This window comes from Paraburkholderia sp. Clong3 (assembly GCF_050436485.1).
Classification (GTDB): domain Bacteria; phylum Pseudomonadota; class Gammaproteobacteria; order Burkholderiales; family Burkholderiaceae; genus Paraburkholderia; species Paraburkholderia tuberum.
On record NZ_JBNDMH010000003.1, the window covers coordinates 1,274,983 to 1,292,644 of the forward strand.

Genomic DNA, 17,662 nt, shown 5'->3' on the forward strand with positions numbered 1-17,662 from the left:
CGGATGCGATGAAGCGCCTGCGGGTACTCAGCAGGCTGTGGGTGTCGTATGCGCTGACGGCAGGCCTGCGCATCAGATACGCATGCTTGCGGTGCCGGACTTGTGCGCTTCGATGCCCCCATTGATCTACGTCAAGTCGCTTTGCTGTACGACGCGAATACTGCCAGCAATGCCAACGCCACAGGAGAATCTCATGGCTCAGTCGATGAAGGCGGCCGTCGTGCATGCCTTTGGGGAACCGCTTCATATCGAAGAAGTGCCCGTACCCACGCCAGGGCCGGGACAGATTCTGGTTAACATCAAGGCGTCCGGCGTGTGTCACACGGACCTGCACGCTGCCGACGGCGACTGGCCCGTCAAGCCGACGCTGCCATTCATCCCCGGCCACGAAGGTGTGGGTTTCGTCGCGGCGGCGGGCAGCGGCGTCACGAACGTCAAGGAAGGCGACCGGGTTGGCGTGCCGTGGCTCTATACCGCGTGCGGATACTGCGAACATTGCCAGAGCGGCTGGGAAACGCTTTGCCATGACCAACAGAACACCGGCTATTCCGTGAACGGCGCCTATGCCGAATACGTGCTCGCCGATCCCAACTACGTCGGACCCCTGCCGCAGCAGATCGCCTTCGACGAAATCGCGCCGATCCTTTGCGCCGGCGTCACGGTCTACAAAGGTATCCGCGTGACCGATACGCGGCCAGGGCAATGGTTAGCGATCTCAGGCATCGGCGGTCTCGGTCACGTGGCCGTGCAATATGCGATCGCGATGGGACTTCACGTGGTCGCGGTCGACGTGAGCGAGGACAAGCTCGCGCTCGCGCGCGAACTCGGCGCGCATCTCGCGATCGACGCATCCAAGACTGATCCCGCCGCCGTCATCCAGAAGGAAATCGGCGGAGTGCACGGCGTGCTCGTCACCGCGGTCTCTCGCAGCGCCTTCGCGCAGGCCCTCGGCATGGTGCGCCGCGGCGGCACGGTTGCGCTTAACGGCCTGCCGCCGGGCGATTTTCCCCTGCCTATCTTCTCGACGGTACTGAACGGCATCACCGTGCGCGGCTCGATCGTGGGAACGCGGCGCGATCTGCAAGAGTCGCTAGACTTCGCCGCGGAAGGCAAGGTCCGAGCCCATATCCAACGCGAGCGGCTCGACAACATCAACACGGTCTTGACCGACCTGCGGAACGGAAATGTCAACGGCAGAATGGTATTGACGTTCGATTGACTGATAACAGCCCGCTTTGCGATGCCCCGCGATTTCGCGGGGCATCGCATCATTCCTCGCGGTTATTCTGTCAGCCGGTGGGATCTGGTCATCGTTGATGAGGCCCACAAGCTGTCGGCGACCTGGTATGGGACGAAAGTCAACGAGAGCCGCCGGTTCAAGCCGGACAAGCTCTGGGCGAAATCTCGCGGCACGTCTTGTTGATGACGGCAACACCGCACGACGGCAAAGAAGAGGATTTTCAACTGTTCTTGTCGTTTCTTGACTCAGACTGACTTTCGCGACGCCCCCCGATAGTTTTCCCAGGCAATTTTCCCACGCTGCGGCGTAACGACGCAGCCCGCTGAACTCGACCGTCCTGTCATCGACTGGGTTTATAATGACAACAAACTCATAAATGATATGTATATCATAAAACGGATTGTCTTTGCTTGGTGCTGCCCGTAATCCAGTCGGCATCTAGGCTTCTCTGCGTAATCAGGCAACGGAATGAGCAGTTGTGCCGGGTTAAGTCGCTTCGCTTAAGGAGATTCATGAGATGGACCAGGTTACCCAGCTGACACGCAATCACGAGATCGCATTGAAAATCCTGCGCCTGTTGCACAATCGCCTGGAAGAGGCCCGGCAACGGTTCGGGCAGAGGACGAGCGACGCAATCGAGGGGGGCGACGGCACGTCCGCGCTCACCATTCCCAACCTGGCGCAGTTCACACCATGGGGTGCCTGGCACTATACGGCCGATTTCGCGCAGCGCTCCGTCCTGTTCTGGGATGCCTTGCGTCAACGCGGCAACGAGTTCATCGAGCGTAACAAGGCCGGGATCAAGCCGGCGTTGCATTTCGACTATGACACAGTGCTCGACGCGAGGCACTTTGAGCGGCCCGTCAACTACGCTCTGCTGTCGATACGGCCGCCGGAAGGTGTTGTGGTCGACGTGAAGAAGCGCCCGTATCTGATCATCGATCCGCGCGCCGGGCACGGTCCCGGCATCGGGGGCTTCAAGGACGATTCGCAGGTCGGCGTTGCCCTGCGCGCCGGTCATCCCGTCTATTTTGTTGTGTTCTTCCAGGAGCCAGAGCCCGGCCAGACCCTGCTCGACGTGTGCGCGGCCGAGCAGCAGTTCGTACGGAAGGTGCGCGAACTGCATTCAGACAGCCCAAAGCCCGCGATCGTCGGAAATTGCCAAGGCGGCTGGGCCGCGATGATGCTTGCCAGTTCGTCGCCGGAAGACACCGGTCCTATCCTGGTCAACGGCGCGCCCATGTCTTACTGGAGCGGGGCGTGGAGCGAGAGCGAGGTGCCCAATCCAATGCGTTATGCCGGAGGCATTCTGGGCGGCACGTGGCTCTCGTCCCTGGCGGCCGATCTTGGCAACGGCAAGTTCGACGGCGCGCATCTCGTGAACAACTTCGAGTATTTGAACCCCGCCAACACGTTCTGGGACAAGTACTACAACGTGTTCGCCAACATCGATACGGAACCGGCGCGCTTTATCGAGTTCGAGCGGTGGTGGGGCAGCTACTACCTGATGAACCGGGAAGAGATCGAGTGGATCACCCGTAACCTTTTCATCGGCAACAAGCTGTGGTCCGGCGAAGTGTCCGGCCCGTCGGGCAAATCCTTCGATCTGCGTGCCATCCGCTCGCCCATCATCCTTTTCGCATCGATGGGCGACAACATCACGCCGCCGCAACAGGCGTTCAACTGGGTCGCTGACATGTACAGCAGCACCGAGGAGATCAAGGCGCGCGGCCAGGTCATCGTCGCCCTGATGCACGAGGACGTCGGCCATCTCGGCATCTTTGTTTCCGGCAAGGTGGCGAAGAAGGAATACACGCAGATCTTCAACGTGCTGGAGACAATCGAGACGCTCGCGCCGGGCCTCTACGGCATGTCGATCAAGGAGGGAAAGGGCGCAGACGGCAAAACGGAATACGAGGTCTCGCTCACCGAACACCGGCTGGAAGAAGCCGTCGAGCATTTCAACGAGTTGCGGCGCGAGGACGAAAAGCCGTTCAAGGCCGTGGCGGCGGTGTCGGAGTTCAACCAGCGAGCCTACGAACTGTTCGTTCAACCCTTTGTGCAGCATGCGTCGAACGAGACGACCGCGCGGTTGCTGCGCGACTTTCATCCGTTGCGTCTGCAGCGCTGGGCATTCTCGGACCTGAATCCGTGGGTGGCCGCGCTGCGTCCGATGGCCGATGCTGTCAGAGCCAGCCGGCAGCCCTCGAGCGACCTCGAACCCTGGCGCAAGGTGGAGCAGCGCGGCTCAGAACTGATCAGCGCCTCGCTCGATCAGTTCCGGGCGGTAAGAGACGCCAGCATCGAAGCACTGTTCTTCTCCATCTACGCGAATCTTTTCGCAATGTACGACCCGGACCGCCTCGGCGAGCATGGGGCCGGCACGTCCGCCGCCGCCGATCCTCGCAGCCTGCCGTTCGTCCAGGCGGCGCTCGCCTCGCTGAGGCAGGGCGGCTACAACGAGGCGGTCGCGCGCACCGCGTTCCTGCTCGCGCCAAAGGGCGAGCCGCTGCCGCTATCGCGCATCGAGACAGTCAAGCAATTGGTCGATGAATACGCCGACGACCTGCCGCATTTGCCTCCTGCCGACTGGCGGCGCATTCGCGGGGAGCAGGAACTCATCGCGACTTTTGAGCCGCAACAGGCTATCCAGACGTTGCCCGATCTGCTCGCCAGCCCGGAAGACCGAAACCGGCTCCTGACCTTGCTCGACAAGCTGCTGGCCGACCGGCGGGTGCTGCGCATCCCGCCGACACCCGCGCAGGAAGAGGCGCTGCGCGCCATCCGGTCAGTGCTCGGCGCGACAACCGCGCGCGAGTCGCAGCCCCAAAAGGCCCGCGCACCGCGCGTTCGGGCCACAGCATCGTGAGTGCCGCCAACCCGTCAGTGAGGGAACCCGCCATGGAATCCGGACACGTCAAGTACCACGAGCTCATTGCGCAATGCCGTAACCTCGCTCCCATGCCTCTGGCCGTCGTTCATCCCTGCGACAAGAGTTCCTTGCAGGGGGCGGTCGAAGCCGCGCAGCAAGGGCTGATCGCGCCCACGCTCGTCGGTCCGCGCGAGCGCATCGTCTCAGTCGCTTCGGAATGCGGTCTTCCGATCGCCGATTACCCGATCGTCGACACACCGTTCAGCGAAGCTTCGGCGGCTGCGGCCGTCCAGCTCGTGCGCGAAGGCAAGGCCGAAGCGCTCATGAAGGGCAGCCTTCACACCGACGAACTGATGGCCGAGGTGGTCCGCCGCGATTCGGGGCTGCGCACAGGCCGGCGCATCAGCCACTGCTTCGTGATGGATGTGCCGGGACATGCGGATCCGCTAATCGTGACCGACGCGGCGATCAACATCGCTCCGACGCTTGAGGAAAAAGTCGACATCCTGCAGAACGCGATCGATCTTGCCCACGCCTTGCGGTTTCCGGAAGTGCGGGTGGCGATTCTTTCGGCTATGGAGACAGTGAACCCGAAAGTGCCGTCCACAATCGAGGCTGCCGCTCTATGCAAGATGATGGACCGCGGGCAGGTGACCGGGGCACTCGTCGACGGTCCGCTTGCGCTCGACAACGCCATCGACGCCGAGGCGGCACGCATCAAGCACATCGAGTCGCCGGTGGCGGGGCGCGCCAATGTGCTCATGGTGCCCGACCTCGAAGCGGGCAACATGCTGGCCAAGAGCCTGTCGTTCCTCGCGGGCGCGGACGCGGCCGGTATCGTGCTAGGCGCGCGCGTGCCCATCATCCTGACGAGCCGGGCCGATTCGCTCATTACCCGCCTCGCCTCGTGCGCGGTGGCCGTGCTCGTTGCCCTCGCGCGGCGCGAGGCGGCAAAGATGGTGGGGTGATGCCATGGCAGACGTGATTCTCGTCCTCAACGCTGGCTCGTCGAGTATCAAGTTCTCGGCGTTCGAAGAGCAGGGCAGCGCGCTGGAGCTGGTCGTGCATGGCCAGGTCGATGGACTCTATACGTCGCACGCAAGATTCGAAGCATTGGACCGTCACGGCGAGCACCACGCGAAGGAGTGGACCGCCGGTACGGAACTGGACCATCGGCACGGGCTCGAACACATCGGTGTGTTCCTCGAGGAGCACCGCGAAGGACACACGCTGGTGGCCGTCGGCCATCGTGTGGTACACGGCGGGCAGCGCTTCAGCGGGCCGGTTCGCTTGACCCCTGCGGTGGTCGACGAACTGGACAAGCTGACGCCGCTGGCACCACTGCATCAGCCGCATAACCTGAAGTCGATACGTCTTTTCGACCAGATGCAGCCAGACGTGCCGCAGGTGGCGTGCTTCGATACGGCGTTCCACCGCACGCAGCCCGACGTGGCCCAGGCGTTCGCGCTCCCGTCGGCGGTCACAGACCTCGGCGTGCGGCGCTACGGCTTTCACGGGTTGTCGTACGAGTACATCGCCAGCGTGTTGCCCCACGTCGCACCCGGGGCGGCCTCGGGGCGCACTGTGGTTGCGCACCTCGGCAACGGCGCGAGCATGTGCGCCCTCGTGGCGGGCGCGAGCGTGGCCAGCACGATGGGCTTTACTGCCCTTGATGGCCTCCCGATGGGCACCCGCTGCGGCAATCTCGACCCCGGCGTGGTGCTGTATCTGATGGAAGAGCGTGGCATGGATGCGCGTGCTCTGGAGGATCTCCTGTATCGCCGGTCCGGATTGCTCGGCGTATCGGGCGTCTCCGCGGACATGCGCACGCTGCTCGAAAGCGATGATCCTCGGGCCCGCTTCGCGATCGATCTTTTCGTCTATCGCATCTCGCGTGAACTGGGCTCGCTTGCCGCCGCCATGGATGGCATCGACGCGCTCGTTTTTACCGGCGGTATAGGTGAGCATGCGGCGGCGGTCCGCGAGGCTGTCGTGCGGCGAGCGAAGTGGCTCGGTGCCGAACTGGACATCGCTGCTAATCTCAAGGGCGGACCGCTCGTGACCACCGCTTCAAGCCGCATACCGGTGTGGGTCATTCCGACAAACGAAGAACTGATGATTGCGCGCCATACGCGCGCTGTCGTGGAGTAAAGCGATGTCAACGGAAAACAGCGGACAGGCAGGCCCACTGCTCAAAGGCATGAAGGCGCTCGTCACGGGCATAGCCAACGAACACTCGATTGCATACGGGTGCGCGAAGGCGTTTCGCGAACTCGGCGCTGACCTTGCGATTACGTATGCCACGGAAAAGACGAAAGCCTGGGTCGAGCCAATCGCGCAGGAATTGGATGCTGACATGCTCCTGTCGCTCGACGTCGCCGATGCGAACCAGCTCAACGCGGTGTTTGCCGAAATAGGTCAGCGTTGGGGACGCCTCGACATCGTGCTGCACTCGATTGCGTGGGCACCGAAGGACGACCTTCAGGGCGGCCTCTTGCACTGCTCGAGCGAGGGCTTCGCGCAAGCAATGGACATTTCGTGCCATTCCTTCGTGCGTATGGCCGCGCTTGCCGCGCCCCTCATGGATAAAGGTGGCACGCTGCTCACCATGAGCTATCACGGCGCGAGCAAGGTCGTGCCGAACTATAGCGTCATGGGACCGGTGAAGGCCGCGCTCGAAGCGTGCGCGCGCTACCTCGCCCATGAACTGGGTCCGCAGGGCATCCGCGTTCACGCCGTCTCACCGGGTCCGCTAATGACGCGCGCCGCTTCCGGACTCAAGGACTTTGGTCTGCTGCTCAACGAAGCAGCCCACCGCGCGCCGCTCGGCGAACTCGTCGACATCATGGACGTCGGCTACACCTGCGCTTTCCTCTCCACGCCGTACGCACGGAGAGTGTCCGGGGAGACGCTGTATGTCGATGGCGGCGTCAACATCATGGCGTGACACTGTACAGGAGAAGGACATCGTGACTATGCTATTGCTGCAAACCGTCGAAGACACTGTTTCCGACGAAGACATCCGGGGGTTTTTGAGCCGCTATGGCTTCCCGCCGTTTGTTTCCATTGAGCGCATGGCAGGTACTGGAATCCGGCCTGCTGTGCTGCTTGCGTTCCATGATCTGCAGCCGGAAGCGCTGCGACTGCTTCAGGCCAGGATTCACCACGTGTTCTGGAACGACCATGGGATCGAAGCGATCATTGTGCAGCGCCCAACAGAATGACCGGCATGGGGTGGCGCCGCACAAAATGGGCCGCTTTCAGCGACCCAAATGCGTTGATTTCCGACTATAGGGGTGCCCTTCCATGAGCAGTCCTTTGTCAAATGGTTCTGGCGAATTTTGATAATTGATCGATGTGCGAATTCTCCCGCCATAATGAACGGACGGTCGCGGTTGCTGCAATTCACGATGGTCTGAAGCCGGCTCTTGCGCTCGTGAGACCTGACGTCTCCACCACTGAGGTCGGCCGGAACGCGTGGACGCCGACGGTGTTCAACATGACGATTGTGTCCAATTCATAGATGTTTTCTCTATGTAGCCCGGTCAACGAAATCTGAAGAGCATGCCGTTTCCGGCTTGGCGCGCGATGTTTGGCGCGTGCTTGCCGGCTTGCACGCAAACGGCACGAAAATCACGGAGACCCTTTTAGCGAAAAGCAATCAACGCGACCAGCCGACTAATGCACTGCGACATCCTTTGCGCCCGTTTTGGGATGGACGGTTTAGGTAAATGTCATTCCGGGTGTGATACTGAGTCGGAGCGTGACCACCGCCTTTCTAATGATCAACGCGTCATGTGCGGATGGCTCTTGTCGGCACCGGAGCGGCCGTTTGCAAAGTTTCGCCCACTGGCTGGTTGTGGCCGATCACTGCCTCATGCAATCCCCATACGAGGCCGGAGTCATCGGAAGGCTGCGATCGGCAGCAGGCGACCCGCAAGGGACGTTAACGTTGCTCTGAAGCAGCCCTTCACGCATGAACAACAGCAAAGTTACGGTCTCGCGATGAGTTGGTGGTGCGCCGTTACGCCAATTTCGCCGCGCTGCTTGCCGTGTGATTTTCCGTCGGAGTGATAGACGACGAGTACAGCGTTGTCGTGCGTCAGCGGCACTGGTGCGATCGTGGTGAGCGCCGCGTTGCCCTCGGCGTCTGCTACCAGGTCGTTGTCCTGACCGCTACCATCAAGCGGCGTGAAGCCGATCGGCTTCTCATTGAAGTGATTTTCGAAAAGGCTGTAGTGTCCGTTGGGCTTGAGACCAGAAAGCACGACAGTTACCTTCTCACGCCCGTCCGGCTGCGGCGTCAGGATCGCTTCCCCTCTGGCACCAAGCCAGGCGCCCAAGGTCAGATTCATCCGCTGGCCGGTAGCGGTCTTCAAAGGCAGCGTCGGCGTGTCAGCGATTAGCGCATTGCGAAGGCCAGCGCTTCGCTTAATCCCTTGCGGCCCGGTAGCGGCGGGGGCACCCGGTTGCTCGACGAAAACCTGTGGGTCCAATGGTGTCTTTTGCTGTGTCTCCCTAGAGAAGAACGCGGCATGAGTTTCAAACGGCAGCACTTTGGCTTCGTCGGCTGCATGCGCACCGAGCGCCGAGAGACCGACCGTTGCGATAAGAATCCTGATCGTGTGCGAGAGTTTCATATTTGTCGTTCGCATGTGTTCTCCGTTGTACTATTGAGACTTCCATAATTCATGACATCACCACAGCGTAGCCTGCATCCAGCAAGCGGCAATGATCGAAGGCCGCTTTTGAGCGCTCTTGAGCTTGTTGCGGGCGCTCGCGTGCAGTTCGCCGAGATCATTGGGGCAGTAGTTGGCCAGCGCGTGGCGCTTCAGCCAGGCCCACAGGTATTCGACCGGGTTCATGTCCGGCGCGTACGGCGGCAGGAACGCGATCTGGATGTGTCCGTCCAGGCTGTCCAGGTACTCGCGCACCAAACGACTGCGATGCGCCTTCAGGCCATCCCAGATCACCAGCAGCGGCTGCTTCAGGTGGGCCTTGAGCGCCTTGAGGAATTGGACGATCTCTTCCTTCTTGATGCTCCCCTCGTGCAGCCGGAACAAACAGTTGGTGCGCGTGAGCCCGGCGATGACCGAGACGTGATTCCAGTTGAAGTGAAACTGGATGATGGGCGTCTGTCCCTTGGGCGCCCAGGTGCGGACTCTGGTCGGGCGCTCGCTGATGCCGGACTCGTCCACGAAGACAATCAGCCGGCCTTCTCGTCGGGCTTTTTTTTAAGGGCGGGCCAGGTGCGGCGCTTCCAGTTGCGCACGGCATCCTCGTTGCGCTCGATGGCCCGTTTCTCGGGCTTTTGCGGGCTAAAGCCCAGTGAGCCCAGGATGCGCCAAACCTGCGTCTGGCCAAAGCGAATGCCGTGCATGCGTTCGATGACCGCGCCCACGCGCTTGAGAGTCCACAGTTCAGTGCCAAATCCATGCTCGACGGGGCTTTGCAGCAGGGCGGCGCGAACAGCCGCCAACTGTTGCTCATCGAGTTGGGCCGGGCGCCCTCGCTCGCCCACCTCTCGCAGCGCATCGATGCCGCCTTCATCGAGCAGCCGCTTCCATGTGTACACCGTCTGCCGAGCCACACCCACCGCCAACGCCACCTCGGCGCAGCCCTTGCCCGCCAGCAGCAGCCGACCCGCCTTCAATCGCTTCTTTGCTGCTTCGCTCATTCGCCTTTGCGCCATGCCAACTTGTCTCCAGGACCGTCCTGAAAATATAACGCTTGAGACACTCAACGGTTGTCATGATTTACGGAAAAATCAATAGCACGGGGCTCGAGACGCCCAACGGCATTACCTGCCGAAGTCGTTGGCGTCGGTCAATTCGTCGCTTGCCAACACGAGGGTTCTCTGGGCTCGCCCAGCTTGCTGCCGAGATTGTCAGCGATCTGGCCCATGATGTCGAACGTCTCAAACTGGCCGACCGCTGCCTGATGCATCTGATGCATCCCGACCCAAACCCGTCCCCTACGACACCACCAACGAATGACCACTCGTCATCATTCAGGCGCGCAGTGGACGTCGAATTTGATGAGCTTCGTCGGACCGAATGTGTTGCTGATCGCAACGTCGGCGGCATCGCGGCCGCACGCCATCAGCACACGACCGATACGCGGCACGTTGTTGCGCGGATCGAAGGTCTGCCAGGAGCCGCCCACATAGGCTTCGAACCATGCCGCGAAATCCATCGTGCTCCACGGCGGCGGCACACCGACGTCACTGATGTAGCCCGTGCAGTAGCGAGCCGGAATATTCATCGCGCGGCATAGCGCCACGGCCAGATGAGCGAAGTCGCGACACACGCCCTTGCGTTCCTGCCACGCCTGAAACGCGGTCTTGGTCGGCCGTGCAAATTCGTATCCGAACGTGACATGGCGATGCACGTAGTCGCAAATCGCCTGCACCCGGTGGCGGCCCGGAGGCGTATTGGAAAACAGTTTCCAGGCAATATCGGACAGCAGATCGGTTTCGCAATAGCGGCTGCCGAGCAGGATGGGACTAAACCGCTCGCGCGGTAGGGGGCTGCGGCCCGTCTCTGGCGGCGAATGGGAGGCCAGTGGCGCCGGCGCTTATGTTGGTGGTTGAGGCAATCCGCCTCGTCCTCCAGCAGGAGCCCCATCATGACCTCCTCCGATCCGGGCATCAGCCCGCTGCGCCGCCGTATGCTTGAGGACTTGCGCATGCGCAAGTTCGCACCCAAGACCCAGGCCGCCTACCTACGTGCCGTACGTCAGTTCGCCCGATACCTCGGGCGTTTACCCGATACCGCCACTGTCGAGGACCTCCGGGACTACCAGCTGCATCTGGTCGATCACGGCGCGTCGCCGGTGTCGCTGAACGCCGCGATCAGCGGTCTGAAGTTCTTCTTCGAAGTCACGCTCGGCCGGCCTGAGCTGATGGCGCGGATGCAGCCGGTACGCGTGCCTCGCACGCTCCCGGTTGTGCTCAGCCCCGAGGAGGTGCGCCGGCTCATCGCGGCAGCCGGAAACCTCAAGCATCAGACCGCGCTGTCGGTCGCCTATGGCGCCGGGCTGCGTGCGAGCGAAGTGGTCGCCCTCAGGGTCAGCGACATCGACAGCCAGCGCATGACCCTGCGCATCGAGCAGGGCAAGGGCCGCCGTGACCGCTACGCGATGCTCTCGCCGGTCCTGCTCGAACGTCTGCGCGTCTGGTGGCGCGTTGCCCGTGCCCAGGGCTGCATGCTCGATGGCGGGTGGCTCTTTCCGGGCCTCGATCCGATCGACCCGCTCAGCACGCGGCAACTGACCCGCGCCATCCATGCGGCCGCCGAGACCGCAAACATCGACAAGCGCGTATCCATGCACACGCTGAGGCATTCCTTTGCCACGCACCTGCTGGAACAGAAGGAGGATATCCGCGTGATCCAGGTGCTCCTTGGACACAGGCAGATCGAGACCACCACGCTCTATACCCAGGTTGCCACTGACCTCCTGCGCAAGGTGGTCAGTCCGCTGGACCGCCTGCCCGCCGGCTAGCCCGGCCGCACGCGGAGCACCCCGTGCTGGAGGTCGCGGATATCTTCCGCGCCTGCGGGCCGGCGTGGCGGCGCACGGTAGCGCTGAGCCTGGGGCAGCTGAAGGTCATGTCGGCCATCGAACAGTGCCGCAGTGCGGCACTCGGGGGGCATGTGCTGCGCTGCGCCGGCTGCGACCGCATCGAGGTTGCCTACAACTCCTGCCGCAACCGTCATTGCCCCAAGTGCCAGGGCAGTGCTGCGCATCGCTGGCTCCAGGCACGCCAGGCCGATCTGCTTCCGGTCGGGTACTACCATGTCGTCTTCACGCTGCCCGCGCCCATCAGTGCCATCGCCTGGTACAACAAGGCCGTCATCTACGGGCTGCTGTTCGATATCGCCGCCGAAACGCTACGCACCATTGCCGCTGATCCGAAGCACCTCGGCGCCCAGATCGGCGCGACGCTCGTGCTGCACACCTGGGGCTCGGCACTCACGCATCATCCGCACGTACACGGTATCGTCCCCGGTGGTGGGCTGTCGCCCGATGGTCAGCGGTGGATCGGATGCCGGCCCGGCTTCTTCCTGCCGGTACGTGTGCTATCGCGCCTGTTCCGCAGGCGCTTGCTCGAAGCGCTCACGGACGCGCACCGGCACGGCCACCTGCAGTTCTTCGGCCAGTACGCTGAACTTGCCGACCCAGCTGTCTTTGACGTGTGGCTTGCGCCGCTGCGTGCCTGCGAATGGGTCGTCTACGCAAAGCGTCCCTTTGCAGGACCCGAAGCAGTGCTCGCGTACCTGTCGCGCTATACGCACCGCGTCGCGATCTCCAGCCAGCGCCTGCTTGCATTCGATGAACGCGGCGTGACCTTCCGCTGGAAGGACTACCGTGCGAAGGGGCACACCCGCTACAAGACCATGACCCTCGAAGCCGGCGAGTTCATGCGCCGCTTCCTGCTCCATGTGCTGCCCGGTGGCTTCCATCGTATCCGTCACTACGGACTGCTCGCCAACCCGGTGCGCCGCGCCAGTCTCGCGAAGGTCCGCGAACTGCTGCACGTCGCGACCGACGTCAACACATCAGCTCACGAAACCGTCATCGAAACGCGCCCCGCCTTCATCTGCCGGCACTGCGGCGCGCCGATGATCGTCATCGATATCCTTGCGCGCATTGCACCGATCCGCGCACCACCCACGCGCCGGGGCGAGATATGAGCGCCACTGTTCCAGGACGAACAACCCGACCCTCGGCTTTGCGGCAACGCGGCCCACGAGCAGACCTTTGCGTCTGTCGCTTCGCACAGGCCCTTGCACGTCCGTTCCGCCATCACGATGGCGCCACTGCACCGCTTCGGCACAACCTCAGCCCTCAACCGGCCTCCCGCCTGACCACGCATCCCGCAACACCGCTCGCCATCCCGGGCAATCAATCGCCATAGCCCCGAAGACTCCATTGCATCAGAGCACTCCGCGGTTTCCTCCCTTCAGGTTTATTCAACGCCTGCCCGCACGCGCCGGCGCGCACCCCGAGTCCACGGACATGGGCAGGCATCGAACAAACCTCAAGAACACCAGACATTCATTCGGAAGCGTTTCGACGGCATGCTGATAGTCGAACGGCTCGCGCGTCTCGGGTTGATCGGAGACGTTGAGCAGCGCGGTGGTGGAGAGCGAAATCAGCCCCTGCGGCGCGACGATGCGGCTGCACAGATTGCCGAAGCTATCGCGATACTGGGTGATCGCCACCGGCGGATCGACCACCAGCAGATCGGCAGACAGGACATCCTGCACGCGGGAAAAATGCGTGTTCAACATCAACATCATTGGCGTCGGCTGCGCGCACTCGTAGATCAGTTCATAGCCCACGCGAAGTTTCATCTGACCATCCTTCCATTGATAAAGTCGTAACGCGCTGAGCGCTCAGGCGTCTTCGGTCACGCTCACGTCGACCTCAAGACTGCGGAACGAATGCATCGCGCCGTGCCATGTGCCCCAGAGCGGCAGCGCCTGATCGTAATTCCACGCTACCGCCACACGAATCAGATGCCGGTTGCCGACGATGCTGTTGGTCGGATCGAAATCGACCCAGCCTGCACCGGGAAGATAGATCTGCAGCCATGCGTGGGTCGCGCCGCCGCCCAGGGTGGTGTCGTGGTCCGGCACGAAGATATAGCCGCTGACAAACCGGGCCGCGAGGCCAAGCGAGCGGACGGCATCCATCATCAGCACCGCGAAATCGCGGCAACTGCCGCTGCGCAGGCGTAGCGTGTCGGCAGGACGATTGACGCCCTTCTCGACGCGCCGCACGTACATGAAGTTGTTCTTGATCTCGAGCGTCATGCTGCGCAACAACGTCATCGTGCCCGTCGTGCCGCCGGGGTCGATAAAGCGTCGCGCCCACAGGTCGACATCCTCGTTCGGAAACTGTCGGCTTCGCGCGTTCACCAGATCAGAGGCTTCCTCGCTCGTATACGCGAAGGGCCAGGTCGACGCATAGGCTTCCAGCGAATAGTCAGGCAGCGGCGCCTCGTAATGTTCGAGCGTCACCTCGCTTCTGAAGAGCAGCTCGGATGCTTCGACCGAAAACGTGGCGACTGCGACCGAGTTGTCGAAGACATCGTGCAACCAATACAGCCGTTCAGGTGTGGGCGTGATCAGCAACTGCGCGGTGAGAAGCCGCAGATCATGACTCGCACGCGGGCGGAACATCATGCGATGCTCGCCGAAGCGCACTGGCTCCCAGTAGTGGTAGACGCTCTGGTGCCGCACGGTTAGACGTTGCGGCGCGCTCATTGCGTTTCGCCGCGAACAAACTTGCTCACCATTTCGCCCCCAAAAGGAAAGCCCACCGCGACAGCACGAACCGGGGCGGCAATCGGTCACGACTCAGACACGCGCTGAAAACGATCAGCAATGAGAGGCAACAAGGTGCAGCCCGAATTGCAATGACGCTCTTTCTACCGGGCCGCTGCTACACCTTCGTCGAAAGTGCGCACAAGCAAAGTGAAACGACCGCGCGTCACATGCGCGTGTCGGTTACTTCTTCGTCACGCCGCTCGACACAGAAGTCTTCGGGGTAGACGTCTTGAACAGACCTGCTCCGGGAGATGGTAACTTTTTAGGTTGTTTAGGCTTCTTTGCCTCGCGATTACTACGCAGTTGACCTTTTGCCATTTCGCTCCCCATTTAGGCGCCCACGGAAGGGGCCGCTCTGCGACTCATTCTGGGCGCATTTTTAATTACTGTCGCGATCTATTTAAAAGACCCGATCACACACCTTAAGGGGTAAGCGCACAAGTTTGCTGATAGTGCGTGCTCTCTTCATGCACCCAGCCGCCGGTTTGCCGATTGTTCTTGCTTTGTCGCGCCATGCGGCGCACTCTCGGATAGCCAACTTGAGTGCGCAAGCGGCTTTCATCGACTCGCCACTCGTGTCCGGCTCGCCAGTACCGGCGGGAATACGCGTCGAATCTCGCACGCGAATGAGCATTGCGACCTTGATGTGGCGCGTCGCCGTGCTCAAGCGTGCTTTCTGGCCTCAGGCCACTGCCTTGAAGTTGCACACTCTTTTTGCAGGCGTCCAGATGCTGAAGCGAACCCCCATGAGCCCGATCATGTCAGGCAGACCACAAGACTATGTGGCGACCCAGAAAGCTCGCGTCGAAGCCTTGCGGCAGGCGGAGTCCGACCGCGCCCAGAAGCGGCTCGACGATGATGCTCGCATCGATATCAACGCCGCGAAGTGGCGCTACGTCTCTTCGAGAGATTAGATGGCAAAAAGCAAGATCGTGCTCAGCTTCCCAAATCCCAGTCGCTCTTACGACACCTCCTAGGCATCGTGTATGTTTCTGGGGCTACGACAATTCTCGCGAGATCGCGTTTCTCGTCGATGGTCAAATGCTGACGAAGCTCAACCCCGGAATCCGTAGCGAGGAAACCGACCTGCTCGCGGCGTTCGATCGTAATCGCGACCGGATACTGGAACTGGCCAAAACGTGATATAAGGGTGGCCCGCAGATCAGGTACACGATCTCCTGAATCGAAGATCGGGCGCGATCACTTTTTAGTTGCGGGGATGCGAGGCGCGAGCAGGGTTCGAACACGCAGCCAATATTACTCGGCCCGAACGCCCCCATACGTTCAATATGAAGCAGGCAGCAGATCGCCCAGCGCCTGATACACTGCTTCACGAAAAAGCGCAACCGCTGAAAACTGGCCAAGCTCCACGGTGCGATCGACAATCTTGCCTGTTGCCTGATCCGGGCCGAGCGACACATCGCGATGTCGTGAACAATACATAGGCGGTCGGCGCCCTGGGGTAAAAAGCTCACCTGAGTAGCAGTCCCGCCACGCGGCCGCGACGTGGAAGCGGTGTTCGGAGCGACCTGGCTACATTTGCGGGAGCGCCACGAGCACGCTCACACGCACGAGACACCGGAACCAAACCACCGAGGTCGCCATGACGAGCACCATCAGCACGTTCATGACTTCCCGTGGGACGGGCAGGAACCACATACCCCCACATAAGCGTGAACCCGTATCACACAAGCATCGCCACCATCGTCATTGACTTCACGTGATTTCAATGTCCGCAGCAGCGCGATTATCGGTCGCTCACTCTATCGCTTTGATCGACTCCTAATGGCCGGAAGTACGCATTGACCCAACCTGCAGGAAAACTGCCGATGACGACTCCAATGCCCCTCTGGAGAGAGTTCGCTGAACTGTCGCAATCGGCCATCAACGGCCGGTCGCACAAACTTTCACAAGGACATTCGAGCGGCGGCTTCGCCCCAGACAACGGACCGTCGCGCTTCCGCGGCGCTTGCCGCCTCGTCGGCAAATAAGGTTGTTCACTGGTAGCGGAAGGACACGCCGGCCACGCAGTATTTTAGTAGACGGCTGGAACGCCGGGTGGGCGGTGTTTGAAGCGTCGATGCACCCAGTAATACTGTTCCGGAAATCGCAAAATCTGAGCCTCAAGAAACGCGTTCATTCTCCGCGCATCGTTGGTGTCGCTTCCGGATGGGAAATCGTTGAGCGGCTCGAAGATGGTCAACTTATACCCTCTGAAATCCGGCAGCACCTCGGTCACGAACGGCACCACTCGCGCATGGCCCAGTCTTGCAAGTCGCGAGACGGATGTCAGCGTGCAGGCGGGAACGCCGAAGAATGGGACAAAAACAGAGTTGTTGATACCGTGATCCATGTCCGCCGCGAGCATGACTGGTTTGCCAGAACGAAGTATTCCCAGGATCTTTCTCGCGCTCGTCGAACGTTCGATCATATCCGCGCCAAACCTGCCGCGCTGTCGCCTTGCAAGGTCGCAGAGGCGCGTGTTCGACATGCGTGTGTACAGTGCTGCGACAGACAGCTGCATCGAGTACAGCATGCATCCGATCTCGATGCCCACGAAGTGAAACCCCATAAAGATGGTAGGTGGCGCATCCTTGTCTTCGAGATCAATCCTGCTTTCGATCTGGACAATGCTCTTTATCGTCTTTGCGCTACCGAACCATTGAATGCCTCGTTCGAGATAGCTGCGGATAACCTGCCGGAAATGTTCTTTGGCAAGATCGTGGTGCTCGCGGTCGGTCTTTTCTGGAAAGCAAAGGCGCAGATTGACAAGTACAACATGTTTGCGGCGACCTGGAAGTGCATACGCCGCTGCACCGAGCGCGCTGCCAAGCCTCGCGACCAAAGAGTACGGAAGCACCGAGAATGCTCGCAACAGCATTGCGACGAGGAGGTAACCGAGTTGTGCCACGATCTTTCCTGCGTGTAGTGAATGGTTGCGCCAGGTGGGAATGTTGTCATGCACTGACAACGGACACTTGAAAGCGGCCTTTGCCACAATCTCGCGCCGAGCGGCGGAAGTCGGTCGGTCACGGAAGCTCAAGCCTAACGCGTCGGAGCGGACCGGTCGAACGATTTCGAATTTCCGGCCTCGGCTCAGGTTGAGCCATTCGCTTTTCCATTCAATATTGACGCTGCGCATGGCCCAATCGGCTTGGGCTGCTGCTCCTCGCCAGACTTTAGGTTCCGACGTGATGCGTACCAACCAACTAT

The 17,662-nt window shown here is 61.3% G+C and carries 14 protein-coding genes and 4 pseudogenes; 11 read left to right on the forward strand and 7 right to left on the reverse strand.

The window, feature by feature from the left end:
• The first annotated feature begins 193 nt into the window (after nucleotides 1–193).
• From adhP to OKW30_RS29240, 6 genes are all read left to right on the forward strand, one after another.
• Nucleotides 194–1,219 (forward strand): alcohol dehydrogenase AdhP, encoded by a 1,026-nt coding sequence (gene adhP / locus OKW30_RS29215; protein WP_429348324.1) that lies wholly within the window; start codon nucleotides 194–196, stop codon nucleotides 1,217–1,219.
• A 538-nt stretch (nucleotides 1,220–1,757) separates the two neighbouring features.
• Nucleotides 1,758–4,109: a DUF3141 domain-containing protein gene (locus OKW30_RS29220; RefSeq protein WP_429348325.1), complete on the forward strand. Its 2,352-nt coding sequence runs from the start codon at nucleotides 1,758–1,760 to the stop codon at nucleotides 4,107–4,109.
• Nucleotides 4,106–5,080 carry a phosphate acetyltransferase gene (locus OKW30_RS29225; RefSeq protein WP_429348326.1) on the forward strand — a complete coding sequence of 325 codons (975 nt, stop codon included), beginning with the start codon at nucleotides 4,106–4,108 and terminating at the stop codon, nucleotides 5,078–5,080. Before OKW30_RS29220 ends, OKW30_RS29225 begins: the two co-directional genes overlap by 4 nt.
• Before the next feature lie 4 nt (nucleotides 5,081–5,084).
• On the forward strand, nucleotides 5,085–6,263 hold the full coding sequence (locus OKW30_RS29230; protein WP_429348327.1) for an acetate/propionate family kinase: 1,179 nt from the start codon (nucleotides 5,085–5,087) through the stop codon (nucleotides 6,261–6,263).
• Nucleotides 6,264–6,267: 4 nt separating this feature from the next.
• On the forward strand, nucleotides 6,268–7,059 hold the full coding sequence (fabI, locus tag OKW30_RS29235) for an enoyl-ACP reductase FabI (protein WP_429348328.1): 792 nt from the start codon (nucleotides 6,268–6,270) through the stop codon (nucleotides 7,057–7,059).
• A gap of 28 nt (nucleotides 7,060–7,087) precedes the next feature.
• Nucleotides 7,088–7,336: an RNA-binding protein gene (locus tag OKW30_RS29240; protein WP_187631828.1), complete on the forward strand. Its 249-nt coding sequence runs from the start codon at nucleotides 7,088–7,090 to the stop codon at nucleotides 7,334–7,336.
• 768 nt (nucleotides 7,337–8,104) lie between these two features.
• Here the strand turns inward: OKW30_RS29240 and OKW30_RS29245 are convergent.
• From OKW30_RS29245 to OKW30_RS29255, 3 genes and pseudogenes are all read right to left on the reverse strand, one after another.
• A complete protein-coding gene (locus OKW30_RS29245) occupies nucleotides 8,105–8,767 on the reverse strand; it encodes a hypothetical protein (RefSeq protein WP_260336543.1) in 663 nt (220 codons plus the stop codon).
• 42 nt (nucleotides 8,768–8,809) lie between these two features.
• A protein-coding gene (locus OKW30_RS29250) for an IS630 family transposase (RefSeq protein ID WP_184074580.1) occupies nucleotides 8,810–9,804 on the reverse strand; the annotation gives its coding sequence in 2 pieces (ribosomal slippage) (nucleotides 8,810–9,339 and nucleotides 9,339–9,804; 996 coding nt in all).
• Between the two features lie 314 nt (nucleotides 9,805–10,118).
• Nucleotides 10,119–10,610, reverse strand: a pseudogene (locus OKW30_RS29255) (transglutaminase-like domain-containing protein); the annotation flags it as partial.
• Between the two features lie 129 nt (nucleotides 10,611–10,739).
• Between OKW30_RS29255 and OKW30_RS29260 the strand changes: the two are divergent.
• Nucleotides 10,740–11,615: a tyrosine-type recombinase/integrase gene (locus OKW30_RS29260; RefSeq protein ID WP_184062687.1), complete on the forward strand. Its 876-nt coding sequence runs from the start codon at nucleotides 10,740–10,742 to the stop codon at nucleotides 11,613–11,615.
• A gap of 23 nt (nucleotides 11,616–11,638) precedes the next feature.
• The gene (locus tag OKW30_RS29265; protein WP_429345668.1) at nucleotides 11,639–12,808 is read left to right on the forward strand and encodes an IS91 family transposase; all 1,170 of its coding nucleotides are present in this window, start codon (nucleotides 11,639–11,641) and stop codon (nucleotides 12,806–12,808) included.
• A gap of 348 nt (nucleotides 12,809–13,156) precedes the next feature.
• Here OKW30_RS29265 and OKW30_RS29270 read toward each other — a convergent pair.
• Both OKW30_RS29270 and OKW30_RS29275 read right to left on the reverse strand, forming a co-directional pair.
• A pseudogene (locus OKW30_RS29270) lies at nucleotides 13,157–13,471 on the reverse strand (transglutaminase family protein); the annotation flags it as partial.
• Nucleotides 13,472–13,513: 42 nt separating this feature from the next.
• Complete coding sequence (locus OKW30_RS29275; RefSeq protein WP_184063933.1) at nucleotides 13,514–14,386, reverse strand: transglutaminase family protein; 873 nt, start codon at nucleotides 14,384–14,386, stop codon at nucleotides 13,514–13,516.
• A gap of 689 nt (nucleotides 14,387–15,075) precedes the next feature.
• On the opposite strand from OKW30_RS29275, the gene OKW30_RS29280 reads away from it, so the two are divergent.
• Nucleotides 15,076–15,363, forward strand: a complete 288-nt coding sequence (locus OKW30_RS29280) for a hypothetical protein (protein ID WP_429348329.1) — start codon at nucleotides 15,076–15,078, stop codon at nucleotides 15,361–15,363.
• A pseudogene (locus OKW30_RS29285) lies at nucleotides 15,364–15,592 on the forward strand (DUF1488 domain-containing protein).
• A 141-nt stretch (nucleotides 15,593–15,733) separates the two neighbouring features.
• Here the strand turns inward: OKW30_RS29285 and OKW30_RS29290 are convergent.
• Entirely contained in the window at nucleotides 15,734–15,868 is a 135-nt protein-coding gene (locus OKW30_RS29290) for a hypothetical protein (protein ID WP_429348330.1), read from the reverse strand.
• Nucleotides 15,869–15,979: 111 nt separating this feature from the next.
• Here OKW30_RS29290 and OKW30_RS29295 point away from each other — a divergent pair.
• Nucleotides 15,980–16,163: pseudogene (locus OKW30_RS29295) on the forward strand (EamA family transporter); the annotation flags it as partial.
• A gap of 321 nt (nucleotides 16,164–16,484) precedes the next feature.
• Here the strand turns inward: OKW30_RS29295 and OKW30_RS29300 are convergent.
• Nucleotides 16,485–17,360 (reverse strand): lipid A biosynthesis lauroyl acyltransferase, encoded by an 876-nt coding sequence (locus OKW30_RS29300; RefSeq protein ID WP_429349186.1) that lies wholly within the window; start codon nucleotides 17,358–17,360, stop codon nucleotides 16,485–16,487.
• Nucleotides 17,361–17,662 lie beyond the last annotated feature (302 nt).

Coding starts and splice junctions, on each gene's coding strand:
- OKW30_RS29220 (WP_429348325.1), top strand. CDS start 1,758: ATGGACCAGGTTACCCAGCTGACACGCAATCACGAGATCGCATTGAAA.
- OKW30_RS29275 (WP_184063933.1), bottom strand. CDS start 14,386: ATGAGCGCGCCGCAACGTCTAACCGTGCGGCACCAGAGCGTCTACCAC.
- adhP (WP_429348324.1), top strand. CDS start 194: ATGGCTCAGTCGATGAAGGCGGCCGTCGTGCATGCCTTTGGGGAACCG.
- OKW30_RS29245 (WP_260336543.1), bottom strand. CDS start 8,767: ATGCGAACGACAAATATGAAACTCTCGCACACGATCAGGATTCTTATC.
- OKW30_RS29240 (WP_187631828.1), top strand. CDS start 7,088: ATGCTATTGCTGCAAACCGTCGAAGACACTGTTTCCGACGAAGACATC.
- OKW30_RS29280 (WP_429348329.1), top strand. CDS start 15,076: ATGAGCATTGCGACCTTGATGTGGCGCGTCGCCGTGCTCAAGCGTGCT.
- fabI (WP_429348328.1), top strand. CDS start 6,268: ATGTCAACGGAAAACAGCGGACAGGCAGGCCCACTGCTCAAAGGCATG.
- OKW30_RS29260 (WP_184062687.1), top strand. CDS start 10,740: ATGACCTCCTCCGATCCGGGCATCAGCCCGCTGCGCCGCCGTATGCTT.
- OKW30_RS29230 (WP_429348327.1), top strand. CDS start 5,085: ATGGCAGACGTGATTCTCGTCCTCAACGCTGGCTCGTCGAGTATCAAG.